The sequence below is a fragment of the Mesorhizobium sp. B2-8-3 genome (assembly GCF_006440815.1).
Taxonomy (GTDB): Bacteria; Pseudomonadota; Alphaproteobacteria; order Rhizobiales; family Rhizobiaceae; genus Mesorhizobium.
Genome location: NZ_VFTW01000013.1, coordinates 47,173 through 59,131 on the forward strand (window position 1 = coordinate 47,173; position 11,959 = coordinate 59,131).

Sequence of the window (11,959 nt, forward strand, 5' to 3'; positions counted from 1 at the left end):
ACGGGCCGCGATTGCGCGGGAACCACGCACGCTCTATGTCGATTGCGGGGTAGACGGGAGGTTTCCCGGGGAGAGCGTCGATGTTGCGTTTCATCTTTCGGCTGGCAGCCATGGTTGCGCTGTCGATCGCCGTCATCATGGCGGTGATCGACACGACACGCTCGGTCGCGGCGTCGTCGCTGGTGATGACGCCGCTCAACGCAAGCTGGCTCGCGGTCTCGCCCGATACCCGCGCGGCTTTCGAGACTTTCGTGCGCGCCAAGGCAAACCCTCTGGTCTGGGACGGCGCGGTCGCCTGGGTGCTCGCGCAACCCGGTTTCGCGGTGTTCGCGGTGCTTGCCTTCCTGCTCTACGCGATCGGCTACCGGCGCAAGCGCCGCGGCGCGGAATTCGCTCCAAGCCCTTGAAGGCTTTTGTTCTGACGCAATTCCGCATGCAAACCACAACACACTTTTCCTGGAATTGCTTTTAAGAGACGTGCCGGATCGCCGGTAACCGCTTTTTCCAACAGGTCAAAATTCCACGTGAATTTTGTTTCGCGCCGTGCCAGATTGACCGCGAGCGGGAGGGTCAAACACTTCCTGCCTGGCCTCGCCAGCCCGCCGGAGAACCGGGCGAGCAGGCGGTGCAAAAACGGAAAAATAACCGACAGGGTGTGGATCACATGAAACGTATCGTTCTCGGCCTTCTGGCCGCAACCGCAATGGTTCTTCCGACTTTCGCCGCGGACGTGCAGCCGGCCATCCTCTATGATCTGGGCGGCAAGTTCGACAAATCCTTCAACGAGGCCGCCTATAACGGCGCCGAGAAGTTCAAGAAGGAAACCGGCGTCGCCTATGTCGAATTCGAAGTCTCCAACGCCTCGCAGCGCGAACAGGCGCTGCGCCGCTTCGCCGAGGACGGCCGCAACCCGATCGTCATGGCGGGCTTTGCCTGGGAGGACGCGCTGAAAGCGGTCGCGAAAGATTATCCCGACCTCAACTTCGCCATCATCGACGATGCCGTCGACCTGCCCAATGTCCGCTCGCTGGTGTTCAAGGAGAACGAAGGCTCCTACCTCGTCGGCATCCTGGCGGCGATGGCGTCGAAGTCGAAGAAGGTGGGCTTCATCGGCGGCATGGACATCCCGCTGATCCGCAAGTTCGAATGCGGCTATGTCGGCGGCGCCAAGTCGGCCGGCGCGACCGATGTCATCCAGAACATGACCGGCGATACGCCGGCCGCCTGGAACGACCCGGCCAAGGGCGGCGAGATCGCCAAGACGCAGATCGACCAGGGCGCCGACGTGGTCTATGCCGCTGCCGGCGGCACCGGCGTCGGCGTGCTGCAGGCGGCGGCGGATGCCGGCAAGCTCGGCATCGGCGTCGATTCCAACCAGAACGGTCTGCAGCCCGGCAAGGTGCTGACCTCGATGATGAAGCGCGTCGACGTCGCCGTCTACAACACCTTCATGGACGGCAAGAACGGCACCTTCAAGGGTGGTCTGGAGAATCTCGGCCTCAAGGAAGGCGGCGTGGACTACGCCATGGACGACAACAACAAGGCGCTGGTGACCGATGAGATGAAAGCGGCCGTCGAAAAGGCCAAGGCCGACATCATCGCTGGCAAGGTCCAGGTGCACGACTACACCGCCGACAACGCCTGCCCCTATTGATCGGCAGCTGAGCCGGAGCGGTTCAGTGATTGAACCGCTCCGGCTTTTGTTTTCACGCAATTCCGGACGGAAAACCGCTACGCACTTTTCCTGGAATTGCTCTGGGGTTCGAACCGCCGGGCCAATGCCCGGCGGTTTTGTTTTGGAGACGGCCCGATGCGACCGGCAATCGAAGCCATGGCCGAAGGCGACGTCGAGCCACTGGCGCGGCTTCGGCTCGAGGCTTTCTTTGAGGGTACGGATCGGACACTCGACGAGGACATGGCCGGGCTGCGCGGGCTGATCGCCGGCGACGGCTTCGAGGCGGCCTTTGTCGCCCGCGACCGCGGCCGGCCGATCGGGAGCTGCCTGCTCGTCCGCGACGAAATCAGTTCGCCGCACGATCTGACGCCGTGGCTGGCCGGATTGATCGTCGAGGAAGCCTATCGAGGCGGCGGCGTCGGCACGGCGCTGGTCAGAACCGTCGAGGCTCATGCGGCGTCTGCCGGTATCGGCACGCTCTACCTTTATACCTGGCAGGCGCGCGGCTTCTACGAGGCGCTTGGATGGACGGCCGTCGAGACCTTCGAGCAGGACGGCGCGCCGATGCTTCTGATGTCGAAGTCTCTGCTTTGACGCAATTCCGGACGGAAGGCTACGACGAAGCCGCCGAGCCCAACCGCCCGCACTTTCCTGGAATTGCTTTTATAGCGTGCCGGCGAGATAGCCGAGCGCAAAGGCCGCCACCAGGGCAAGCGCGATGACGAAGCCCAGCCTGCCGCCAAGCGAATGCAGGCCGACGCCGTAGGGCTTGCGCTCGAGCCGTTGGATCATCGGCGGCGCCGGTTCCGTCTCCGGGACGCCGACGCCAGCCAGCCGCGTCTGCATCTGCGGCAGTTCGGCAAGGCGTTGCGTGACCAGTTCCCAGCGATCGCCGCGCGCTTCAGGTCCCGCGGGATCGAAGGCGCGCAGGCGTTCGGCCAGCCGCAGCACCGTGTCGCGAAAGGCGGGATCGATCTCGAGGTCGCGTTCGGCACGGGCGCGTTCCCTGTCGTTCATCAAGCCAAAGACATAATCGCCGGCTCGAGCGACGCGGTCGCTTTCACTGGACATGGCCGTCTTTCCCCATGGCTCCTCACCAATGCGGCGGCTTGGTCACCGGCACATCGGAGGCGGACTGCTCCTCCAATTCCAGGAAGCGGTCGGTCAGGGCTGCGAGCTTGCGCTCCATACGCTCGATCACCTTCCACTGTTCGGCGATCTGGCCGGACAGCTCCTCGATGGTCTTCTCCTGCTCGGCGGCGCGGATTTCCAACGTCGTCAGCCGATCGTCAGGCATGGCCATGCAAAACCGATCCTTGCGATGTGAAGCCTCCAGCTAAGCAGATATTCGTGGGATGCCCCACGAATATCTGCTTAGCTCTGTTGGTTTTCGCAGGTTCAGATCGCAAAACCGTGGGACACTTTTGCGGAACCTGCTCAGGTTCGAAATTGACAAGGACGCGGGGATTTGTCGAGAGTGAACGGCCGATTGGCATAAGCGGGGCATCATGCTAGGCATTTTGACCAAGCGATAAAAAAATAATAGTGGGAACAGGCTGCATGGCGCAAGCCGCAATCGAGCTCATAGGCATCAACAAGAGCTTTGGCGCGGTGCGCGCCAACCGCGACATCAACCTGGAAGTCGCGCGCGGCACGATCCACGGCATTGTCGGCGAGAACGGCGCCGGCAAGTCGACGCTGATGTCGATCCTTTACGGCTTCTACCAGGCCGATAGCGGCGAGATCCGCGTCGGCGGCAAGCCGGTGTCGATCAGCACCTCCAACGACGCAATCGCGCTCGGCATCGGCATGGTGCACCAGCATTTCATGCTGGTCGACAATTTCACGGTGCTGGAGAACATCATCCTCGGCGCCGAAAACGATGCGCTGTTGAAGAGCAGCATCGCCAAGGCGCGCTCGGAGCTTGACCGGCTGGAGCGCGAATACGGCCTCGAGGTCGATCCCGACGCCGTCATCGAAGAGCTGCCGGTCGGCCTGCAGCAGCGCGTCGAAATCCTCAAGGCGCTCTATCGCGGCGCCGAGATCCTGATCCTCGACGAGCCGACGGGCGTGTTGACCCCGGCTGAGGCCGATCACCTTTTCCGCATCCTCAAGCAATTGAAGGAGCAGGGCAAAACCATCGTGCTCATCACGCACAAGCTGCGCGAGATCATGGCGATCACCGACACGGTGTCGGTGATGCGCCAAGGCACGATGGTGGCGACCCGGGTGACGAAGGAAACCACGGTCGGCGAATTGGCCGAACTGATGGTCGGCCGGCGGGTGTTGCTCAGGGTCGAGAAGGGCCAGTCGGAAGCCGGCGCGGTAAAACTCTCAGTCAAGAACCTGACGGTCAAGGATTCGCGCGGCGTCACCATGGTCGACAATGTCTCCTTCGACGTGCGCGGCGGCGAGATCGTCGGCATCGCCGGCGTTGCCGGCAACGGCCAGTCCGAGCTGCTCGAGGCGATCTCCGGCATCCGGCATGCGGTCTCCGGCGAGGTGATGCTCGACGGCAAGCCGATCGACCTCACCGGCAAGGCCGATCCCGGCGAACTACGCGACCGCGGACTCGCCCATGTGCCGGAAGACCGTCACCATGTCGGACTGGTGCTCGCCTTCGAGGAAAACGAGAACTCGATCCTCGGCTATCACGACGACGAGCGCTATTTGAAGGGGCCGTTCCTCGACATCGATGCCATCATGGCCGATGCCAAGGACAAGATCGAAAAATACGACATCCGTCCAAGCAATCCGCGGCTGAAGACGGCGAACTTCTCCGGCGGCAACCAGCAGAAGATCGTGCTGGCCAGGGAGATGGAGCAGGATCCCGGCGTGCTGATCGTCGGCCAGCCGACGCGCGGCGTCGATGTCGGCGCCATCGAATTCATCCACAAGCGGCTGATCGCCATGCGCGACCAGGGCAAGGCGGTGCTGGTGGTCTCGGTCGAGCTCGACGAGATCCGCTCGCTCTCCGACCGCATCCTGGTGATGTTTGCCGGCCGTGTCGTCGGCGAGCGCGGCCCGGACGCGACCGAAGGCGAGCTTGGCCTATTGATGGCCGGCGTCGAGCACCAGGAGGCCGCCGAATGAGCACGCCTTACGCCAAATTGCCGGCCTGGGCCGATTATGGATTGATTCCGTTGATCAACCTGTCGGTCGCCTTCATCGTCGCCGGCTTCGTCGTCATGCTGGTCGGCGAAAACCCGTTCCGCGCCGCCGTCATCCTGGTCGAGGGCGCCTTCGGCAAGGGCACGGGCATCGCCTTCACTTTGTTTTACGCCACGACCTTCATCTTCACCGGACTTTCCGTGGCGGTAGCGGCGCATTGCAGCCTGTTCAACATCGGCACCGAGGGGCAGGCCTATATAGGCGGCCTCGGCATCGCGCTTGTTTGCCTGAGCCTCGACAGCGTGCTGCCCTGGTGGGTGATCTTTCCAATCGCGATCGTCGCCGCTGCTGCCTTCGGCGCGCTGTGGGGGCTGATCCCGGCCTATCTGCAGGCCAAGCGCGGCTCGCACATCGTCATCACCACCATCATGTTCAATTTCATCGCCGCCTCGGTGATGGTCTACCTGCTGGTCGGCGCGCTGAAGCCGGCCGGCTCGCAGGCGCCGCAGACGCGCAATTTCCTCGCCGGCGCCGAACTGCCGAAGCTCAACTGGATCATCGAATTGTTCGGTGCCAAGATCCGTTCGGCGCCGCTCAACATCTGCTTCCTGCTGGCACTGGTCATGGCTTTCCTTGTCTGGCTTTTGATCTGGCGCACGAGGCTCGGCTACGAGATGCGCACCTATGGCCACAGCCCGAAGGCGGCGCGCTACGCCGGCATTTCGGAAACCCGCATCATCATCACCGCGATGATGATCTCGGGCGCGCTGGCCGGCATGATGGCGCTCAACCCTGTCATGGGCGACCAGCACAATGTCGCGATCGATTTCGTGTCCGGCGCCGGCTATGTCGGCATCGCGGTCGCGCTGATGGGCAGGCTGCATCCGGTCGGCATCGTGCTGGCGGCGATCCTGTTCGGCATGCTCTACCAGGGCGGCGCCGAGCTCGCCTTCGAGATGCCGGCGATCAGCCGCGACATGATCGTCATCATCCAGGGTTTGGTCATTCTCTTCGCCGGCGCGCTGGAACACATGTTCAGGCCCTACATCCAGGCGCTGTTCGCCTCGGTCAGTCCGAAATCGGTCGGCATGCAGGCAGTGAACGGGAAGGGGGCCTGAGATGGACATTTTCAACGCCATCGTCCAGGTGCTGGATTCGACCATCCGCCTTTCGGTGCCGCTGCTGCTCGCCTGCCTGGCGGGCCTCTATTCGGAACGAGCCGGCATCTTCGACATCGGGCTCGAAGGCAAGATGCTGGTCGGCGCCTTTGCCGGCGCTTCGGCCGCCGCCGTCTTCCATTCGGCGCTGATCGGCCTCGGCATGGCGGTGCTGATCTCGGTTGCATTCGCCCTGGTGCACGGCTTCGCCTCGATCACGCATCGCGGCAACCAGATCGTGTCCGGCGTGGCCATCAACTTCATCGCCGCCGGATCGACCATCATCCTCGGCCAGGCCTGGTTCCAGCAGGGCGGGCGCACGCCGGCGCTGCAGCCGGGCGAACGCTTCGCAGCGATCACCTGGCCCGGCGCCGACGCGATCAAGGACGTGCCGATCATCGGCCCGATCTATGCCGAGCTGATCTCCGGCCACTCGATCCTGGTCTACTTCGCCTTCGCCATGGTGCCGTTCACCTGGTGGGTGCTGTTTCGCACCCGCTTCGGGCTGAGGATGCGCGCCGTCGGCGAAAATCCGGCCGCCGTCGACACCGCCGGCATCTCGGTCGCGTGGCTGCGCTATAGGGCGCTGATCTGCACCGGCGTGCTTACCGGCGTCGCGGGCGCCTATCTTTCCATGGTGCAGAATGGCGGTTTCGTGAAAGACATGACCGCGGGCAAGGGCTATATCGCGCTTGCCGCGCTGATCTTCGCCAAATGGAAGCCGGTCAACGCCATGTTCGCCTGCCTTCTGTTCGGCTTTCTCGACGCGGCATCGATCCGCCTGCAGGGCTCGCCGCTGCCTATTGTCGGCAAGGTTCCGGCACAGTTCATGCAGGCGCTGCCCTATGTGCTGACCGTCATCCTGCTCGCCGGCTTCATCGGCAAGGCGATCCCGCCGCGCGCCGGCGGCGTGCCTTATGTCAAGGAACGCTGAGGTTGGATTTTCGTCCGGCGGCGACCGGCATTTGAACAAGATCATGGGAGAGAAGAACCGGATGTCGCATGATCTGTTCGAGGCGGCGAAGACGGCGATGGCCAAGGCCTACGCGCCCTATTCGAAATTCCCGGTGGGTGCGGCGTTGCGCACCGAGGACGGGCGCGTCTTCACCGGCGCCAACATCGAGGTGGCGTCCTATCCGGAAGGCTGGTGCGCCGAGACGACGGCGCTCGGCCACTACATCATGGGCGGCGGCGGCAGGATCGTCGAGATCGCGGTGATTGCCGAACGCATGGCCAAATGCTCGCCCTGCGGCGGCTGCCGGCAACGGCTGGCGGAATTCTGCCGGCCGGACACGAAGCTCTATCTGTGCGACAACGCCGGCGTGGCCGAGACCGTGACCATGGGCGACATGCTGCCTTACGGCTTCAGGGGCGACATCTTGAAATGAAGAGCGGGTTGAAATGAAGGAAGCGCTGGACCATCTGGTCGAGAAGCTGGACGGGCTGGCGCCCGCGGCCGCGCTTGTGCTGGGCTCGGGCCTTGGCGGTCTGGTCGGCCAGGTCAAGCATGCCAGGCGCATCTCCTATGCCGAACTGCCGGGCTTCCCGCGCAGCGGTGTTTCCGGCCATGCCGGCGAGGTGGTTGCCGGGTATTTCGCCGGCACGCCGGTGCTGATGCTGTCGGGGCGCGCGCATTATTACGAGCATGGCAATGCCGCGGCGATGCGGCCGGCGCTGGAGGTGCTTGCTGGCATCGGCATCTCGCATTTGATCCTCACCAATGCCGCCGGCTCCGTCGATCCTGAAATAGGGCCGGGCTCGGTGATGCTGATCACCGACCACATCAATTTCTCCGGCTCCAACCCGTTGATCGGCGAGCCGAGCGACCGCCGCTTCGTCGGTCTCACCGAGGCCTACGATGCCGGCTTGCGTGGCGCGATCGAGAAGGCGGCGAAGGCGACCGGCACGGCATTGCACCAGGGCGTCTATATGTGGTTTTCCGGACCCTGCTTCGAGACGCCGGCCGAGATCCGCATGGCGCGCGTCATGGGCGCGACGGCGGTCGGCATGTCGACCGTGCCGGAGGTCATCCTCGCCCGGTTCCTGGGTCTGAAAGTGGCCGCCTGCTCGGTGATCACCAACCTGGCGGCCGGCATGACGGGAGCAGAGCTCTCGCACCAGGAAACCAAGGACATGGCGCCGGTCGGTGGCGCGCGGCTGGCGACGATCCTGCGGCGCGTCTTCCAGGACGGCTTGCCCGACTGATGCTGCCGCAGGAGATCATCCGCCGCAAGCGCGACGGCCACAGACTCTCGGCCGACGAGATCGCGGCCTTCGTCGCAGGGCTGACAGCCGGCACCATCTCCGAGGGCCAGGTCGGCGCTTTCGCCATGGCCGTGTTCCTCAACGGCATGAGCCGCGAGGAGGCGGTGGCGCTGACGCTCGCCATGCGCGATTCCGGCGACGTGCTCGACTGGTCCGACCTGCCGGGGCCGGTCACCGACAAGCATTCGACCGGCGGCGTCGGCGACAATGTCTCGCTGATGCTGGCGCCGATCGTCGCCGCCTGCGGCGCCTATGTGCCGATGATCTCGGGGCGCGGCCTCGGCCACACCGGCGGCACGCTGGACAAGATGGATGCCATCCCTGGCTATGCCAGCCAGCCGGACGTGGCGCTTTTCCGCAAGACGGTGCTCGAGACTGGTTGCGCCATCATCGGCCAGACCGCCGATTTGGCACCCGCCGACCGCAGGCTCTACACGATCCGCGACGTGACGGGAACCGTCGAATCGGTCCCGCTGATCACCGCCTCGATCCTGTCGAAGAAGCTTGCCGCGGGCTTGGGCTCGCTGGTGCTCGACGTCAAGGTCGGCAACGGCGCCTTCATGGAAAAGTCGCGCGATGCGGTCGCGCTGGCGAACAGCCTGGTCGAGGTCGCCAATGGCGCCGGCCTGAATGCATCCGCGCTGGTGACGGGCATGAACGAGCCGCTGGCTTCGGCGGCCGGCAACGCGGTCGAGGTGCGAAATGCCGTCGATTTCCTCACCGGCCGATATCGCGACCGCCGGCTGGAGGATGTTACGCTGGCGCTGGCGGCCGAGATGCTGCAGTCGGCGGGGCTCGTCTCGTCTCATCAGGACGGTATCAGGCGCGCCACCGAGGCGCTTGCCGGAGGCCGTGCGGCAGCCGTCTTCGCGCGAATGGTGGCGGTGCTTGGCGGCCCCGGCGATTTCATCGAGAAACCGGAAAAGTATCTGCCGACAGCGCCGGTCGAATTGGCCGTGAAAACGGAACAGGACGGGTTCGTGACCGGCATCGCCACGCGCGATATCGGGCTTGCCGTCGTCACGCTCGGTGGCGGGCGTTCCCGTCCCGACGACAAGATCGATCATGCCGTCGGTCTGACCAGGCTGTTGCCGGTCGGCGCCGAGGCGCGCCCGGGCGAGGCCCTGGCGCTGGTGCATGCCCGCACCGACGCCCAGGCCGGGGCAGCAGCGGCCGCCGTGCGTGCCGCCTATACGATCGGGGGTTCCAAGCCGCCAGCCGACAAGACCGTGCTCAGGCGGATATTGCCTCGCTGATCGGCCTTACTGAACGAGCAGCAGCGAGCCATCCTGGACCTGGTATTTCTGCAGGCGCTGCAGGAAGCTCATGCCGATCAGGTTGGTCTGCAGCGCCCTGTCGTCGAGCACCATCGCCTGGACGTTGTCGACCGATATCTTGCCGATCTGCAGGCGATCGACCGTCACCACGGCGGCCTTGATCGCCCCGTTGGCGGTGTTCACCTGGCGATTGAAGTCGGACGGGTTGAGCGAGATGCCGATCCTGCGGGCGGTCGAGGTGTTGATGGCGACCAGCGTCGCGCCGGTGTCGATCATGCCGTCGATCTGGCGGCCGTTGAGCTTGAACTGCGACGTGAAGTGACCGCGCCCGTCGGCATTGACCAGCACCTGGCGGCCGAGCGGCATTGGCGTCGCCGGCTTGTCTGGGACCGAAGCGAGATTGACCTGCGGCTCTGCCTTCGGCGCAGCCGGCTGCGAGGCGACGGTCGATTTCAACAAGCCGTCCACCAGATGCGGATTCGCCTGATAGACGATCGGAATCGAAGCCGAGGTTCCGGCAAAGATGCCAAGGATAAGAAGCTTGCGCAGCATGGATGCCCCTTAAATCGAGGTCGCATCCTTGCGCCGACGTGGTGTTTTCCGCCTTAACGTGCGCCGGAACCGCGCGGTTGTGTAAACGCGTGGTAAACGGATGCGCTCATTTTGTGCCGTACATGCGGTCGCCGGCGTCGCCGAGGCCGGGCATGATGTAGCCCTTGTCATTCAACTGCCGGTCTATCGAGGCGGTGAAGATCGGCACGTCCGGATGCGCCTTGGTGAAGCGCTCGATGCCTTCGGGGGCGGCAAGCAGGCAGAGGAAGCGGATGTTGGTGGCGCCGCGGCCCTTGAGCTTGTCGATCGCGGCGATCGCGGAATTGGCGGTCGCCAGCATCGGATCGACGACGATCACCAGGCGGTCGGCGAGATCGCTCGGCGCCTTGAAGAAATACTCGACCGCTTCCAGCGTCTCATGGTCGCGGTAGAGGCCGATATGGGCGACGCGTGCCGCCGGCACCAGGTCGAGCAGGCCTTCGAGCAGGCCGTTGCCGGCGCGCAGCACCGAGGCGAAGACCAGCTTCTTGCCTTCCAGCGTCGGCGCCTCCATCTCCTCGATTGGCGTCTCGATCATGGTCGTGGTCAGTTCGAGATTGCGGGTCACCTCATAGCCGAGCAGAAGTGAAATCTCGCGCAGCAGCCGCCGGAAACCTGCCGTGGAGGTCTCCTTCTTGCGCATGATGGTCAGCTTGTGCTGGACGAGGGGGTGGTCGACGACGGTGACGCCCTGCATGATGTGCTCCGACTGGTTCGGGTAGTAGTCAGTAGTGAGTAGTGAATAGTGAGCCGATTTGCGAGTCCTCGCCTCGGGGAAAGCTCTGGCCTTCAACCGATCTATGCGCGCTCGGCCAAATCCATAACTACTGACTACCGACTACTCCCTACTCACTCACCGCACCTTCACGTCCAACCGGCCTAACAGCATCACCTTGGTCTTCTTGTCCACGAAGGCCGCCTCGATGGCCGTCCTGGTGATCTCTGCGAGCGCCTTGTCGTTCATGGCGAAATGCTCGGCCGCGATATCGTATTCGCGCTTCAGCGAGGTCCAGAAATAGGGCGGGTCGTCGGAGTTGAGCGTCACCTTGCAGCCGGCGGCGCGCAGCGCCGGAAAGGGATGGTCGGCGAAGCTGCCGAACACCTTCAGCGCGATGTTGGAGCCCGGGCAGCATTCCAGCACCACGCCCTCGGCGGCGATGCGGCGGACGAGATCCGGGTTTTCGATGGCGCGAACGCCATGGCCGATGCGTGACGGGCGGATGTGGTCGAGGGCCGCCTTGACACTTTCCCAGCCCATCAGCTCGCCGGCATGGATGGTGATGCCGAGGCCCGCCTCGCGCGCGATCTCGAAGGCGCGCACATAGTCCTCGACATCGCCGATGCGCTCGTCGCCGGCGACGCCGAAGCCGGTCACCAGCGGATGGCCGCAGCGCGCCGCGAAGCGCGCCGCCTGCTCGATCGCCTCGACCCCGACATGGCGCACGCCGGTGACGATCATGCGGCCCTCGATGCCGGTCTTGGCCTTGGCGCGCGTCATGCCTTCGCCCAGCGCGTCCGTATAGGCTTTCGGCGACAGCCCGGCCTTTTTGGCATGGTCCGGCGAGGTGAAAACCTCGGAATAGATGGCGCCGTCGCGGGCAAGGCTGGTCAGGTAATAGTCGGCGAGGCGCGCATAGTCCTCTTCGGTGCGAAACAGGTCGGAAGCGAAATCGTAGGCGGCCAGAAACGAGGTGAAATCGTGCCAGACGAAGGAGCCTTCCTGGATATAGGGGGAAGGGTCCTTGCCATATTTGCGGGCCTGGCTGACGACGAGCTCGGGCGCCGCCGCCCCTTCGATGTGGCAATGCAGTTCGGCCTTCAAAATCATGCGGTCATCTCGTCCGATATGCTGCTCTCGCGCAGATTCTGGCTGGAAAATCATG

General features: G+C 64.3%; 14 protein-coding genes. 9 read left to right on the forward strand and 5 right to left on the reverse strand.

Annotation, left to right across the window (positions count from 1 at the left end; genetic code table 11):
- Positions 1 to 80 precede the first annotated feature (80 nt).
- The 3 genes from FJ418_RS19330 to FJ418_RS19340 all read left to right on the forward strand — a co-directional run bounded on the left by FJ418_RS19330 (position 81) and on the right by FJ418_RS19340 (position 2,269).
- Positions 81 to 407 (forward strand): hypothetical protein, encoded by a 327-nt coding sequence (locus FJ418_RS19330; protein WP_140642450.1) that lies wholly within the window; start codon positions 81 to 83, stop codon positions 405 to 407.
- Positions 408 to 664: 257 nt separating this feature from the next.
- A complete protein-coding gene (locus tag FJ418_RS19335) occupies positions 665 to 1,654 on the forward strand; it encodes a BMP family ABC transporter substrate-binding protein (protein WP_140859165.1) in 990 nt (329 codons plus the stop codon).
- Between the two features lie 156 nt (positions 1,655 to 1,810).
- A complete protein-coding gene (locus FJ418_RS19340) occupies positions 1,811 to 2,269 on the forward strand; it encodes a GNAT family N-acetyltransferase (RefSeq protein ID WP_140868271.1) in 459 nt (152 codons plus the stop codon).
- A gap of 69 nt (positions 2,270 to 2,338) precedes the next feature.
- Here FJ418_RS19340 and FJ418_RS19345 read toward each other — a convergent pair whose 3' ends face one another.
- Complete coding sequence (locus FJ418_RS19345) at positions 2,339 to 2,746, reverse strand: hypothetical protein (protein ID WP_140868275.1); 408 nt, start codon at positions 2,744 to 2,746, stop codon at positions 2,339 to 2,341.
- Positions 2,747 to 2,768: 22 nt separating this feature from the next.
- A complete protein-coding gene (locus tag FJ418_RS19350; protein ID WP_140642442.1) occupies positions 2,769 to 2,978 on the reverse strand; it encodes a SlyX family protein in 210 nt (69 codons plus the stop codon).
- 257 nt (positions 2,979 to 3,235) lie between these two features.
- Between FJ418_RS19350 and FJ418_RS19355 the strand changes: the two genes are divergently transcribed.
- From FJ418_RS19355 to deoA, 6 genes are all read left to right on the forward strand, one after another.
- A complete protein-coding gene (locus FJ418_RS19355) occupies positions 3,236 to 4,768 on the forward strand; it encodes an ABC transporter ATP-binding protein (RefSeq protein ID WP_140651393.1) in 1,533 nt (510 codons plus the stop codon).
- Complete coding sequence (locus FJ418_RS19360; protein ID WP_140642438.1) at positions 4,765 to 5,904, forward strand: ABC transporter permease; 1,140 nt, start codon at positions 4,765 to 4,767, stop codon at positions 5,902 to 5,904. The genes FJ418_RS19355 and FJ418_RS19360 overlap by 4 nt, the downstream gene beginning before the upstream one ends.
- Position 5,905: 1 nt before the next feature.
- Positions 5,906 to 6,877 carry an ABC transporter permease gene (locus FJ418_RS19365; RefSeq protein WP_140642435.1) on the forward strand — a complete coding sequence of 324 codons (972 nt, stop codon included), beginning with the start codon at positions 5,906 to 5,908 and terminating at the stop codon, positions 6,875 to 6,877.
- Positions 6,878 to 6,938: 61 nt separating this feature from the next.
- Positions 6,939 to 7,331, forward strand: coding sequence for a cytidine deaminase (cdd, locus tag FJ418_RS19370; protein ID WP_095766692.1), 393 nt, complete (start codon positions 6,939 to 6,941; stop codon positions 7,329 to 7,331).
- A 13-nt stretch (positions 7,332 to 7,344) separates the two neighbouring features.
- Positions 7,345 to 8,148: a purine-nucleoside phosphorylase gene (locus FJ418_RS19375; protein WP_140868277.1), complete on the forward strand. Its 804-nt coding sequence runs from the start codon at positions 7,345 to 7,347 to the stop codon at positions 8,146 to 8,148.
- Positions 8,148 to 9,464, forward strand: a complete 1,317-nt coding sequence (gene deoA / locus FJ418_RS19380) for a thymidine phosphorylase (protein WP_140868279.1) — start codon at positions 8,148 to 8,150, stop codon at positions 9,462 to 9,464. Before FJ418_RS19375 ends, deoA begins: the two co-directional genes overlap by 1 nt.
- Before the next feature lie 6 nt (positions 9,465 to 9,470).
- Here the strand turns inward: deoA and FJ418_RS19385 are convergent, their stop codons facing one another.
- From FJ418_RS19385 to FJ418_RS19395, 3 genes are all read right to left on the reverse strand, one after another.
- A complete protein-coding gene (locus FJ418_RS19385; protein WP_140642428.1) occupies positions 9,471 to 10,037 on the reverse strand; it encodes a TIGR02281 family clan AA aspartic protease in 567 nt (188 codons plus the stop codon).
- A 106-nt stretch (positions 10,038 to 10,143) separates the two neighbouring features.
- Entirely contained in the window at positions 10,144 to 10,773 is a 630-nt protein-coding gene (upp, locus tag FJ418_RS19390; RefSeq protein WP_027165262.1) for a uracil phosphoribosyltransferase, read from the reverse strand.
- Positions 10,774 to 10,929: 156 nt separating this feature from the next.
- A complete protein-coding gene (locus FJ418_RS19395; RefSeq protein ID WP_140868282.1) occupies positions 10,930 to 11,904 on the reverse strand; it encodes an adenosine deaminase in 975 nt (324 codons plus the stop codon).
- Positions 11,905 to 11,959 lie beyond the last annotated feature (55 nt).

Excerpts from the sequence above, each read along its gene's own strand:
- FJ418_RS19330 (WP_140642450.1), top strand. The coding sequence starts at position 81 with ATGTTGCGTTTCATCTTTCGGCTGGCAGCCATGGTTGCGCTGTCGATC.
- FJ418_RS19335 (WP_140859165.1), top strand. The coding sequence starts at position 665 with ATGAAACGTATCGTTCTCGGCCTTCTGGCCGCAACCGCAATGGTTCTT.
- FJ418_RS19340 (WP_140868271.1), top strand. The coding sequence starts at position 1,811 with ATGCGACCGGCAATCGAAGCCATGGCCGAAGGCGACGTCGAGCCACTG.
- FJ418_RS19345 (WP_140868275.1), bottom strand. The coding sequence starts at position 2,746 with ATGTCCAGTGAAAGCGACCGCGTCGCTCGAGCCGGCGATTATGTCTTT.
- FJ418_RS19350 (WP_140642442.1), bottom strand. The coding sequence starts at position 2,978 with ATGGCCATGCCTGACGATCGGCTGACGACGTTGGAAATCCGCGCCGCC.
- FJ418_RS19355 (WP_140651393.1), top strand. The coding sequence starts at position 3,236 with ATGGCGCAAGCCGCAATCGAGCTCATAGGCATCAACAAGAGCTTTGGC.
- FJ418_RS19360 (WP_140642438.1), top strand. The coding sequence starts at position 4,765 with ATGAGCACGCCTTACGCCAAATTGCCGGCCTGGGCCGATTATGGATTG.
- FJ418_RS19365 (WP_140642435.1), top strand. The coding sequence starts at position 5,906 with ATGGACATTTTCAACGCCATCGTCCAGGTGCTGGATTCGACCATCCGC.
- cdd (WP_095766692.1), top strand. The coding sequence starts at position 6,939 with ATGTCGCATGATCTGTTCGAGGCGGCGAAGACGGCGATGGCCAAGGCC.
- FJ418_RS19375 (WP_140868277.1), top strand. The coding sequence starts at position 7,345 with ATGAAGGAAGCGCTGGACCATCTGGTCGAGAAGCTGGACGGGCTGGCG.
- deoA (WP_140868279.1), top strand. The coding sequence starts at position 8,148 with ATGCTGCCGCAGGAGATCATCCGCCGCAAGCGCGACGGCCACAGACTC.
- FJ418_RS19385 (WP_140642428.1), bottom strand. The coding sequence starts at position 10,037 with ATGCTGCGCAAGCTTCTTATCCTTGGCATCTTTGCCGGAACCTCGGCT.
- upp (WP_027165262.1), bottom strand. The coding sequence starts at position 10,773 with ATGCAGGGCGTCACCGTCGTCGACCACCCCCTCGTCCAGCACAAGCTG.
- FJ418_RS19395 (WP_140868282.1), bottom strand. The coding sequence starts at position 11,904 with ATGATTTTGAAGGCCGAACTGCATTGCCACATCGAAGGGGCGGCGGCG.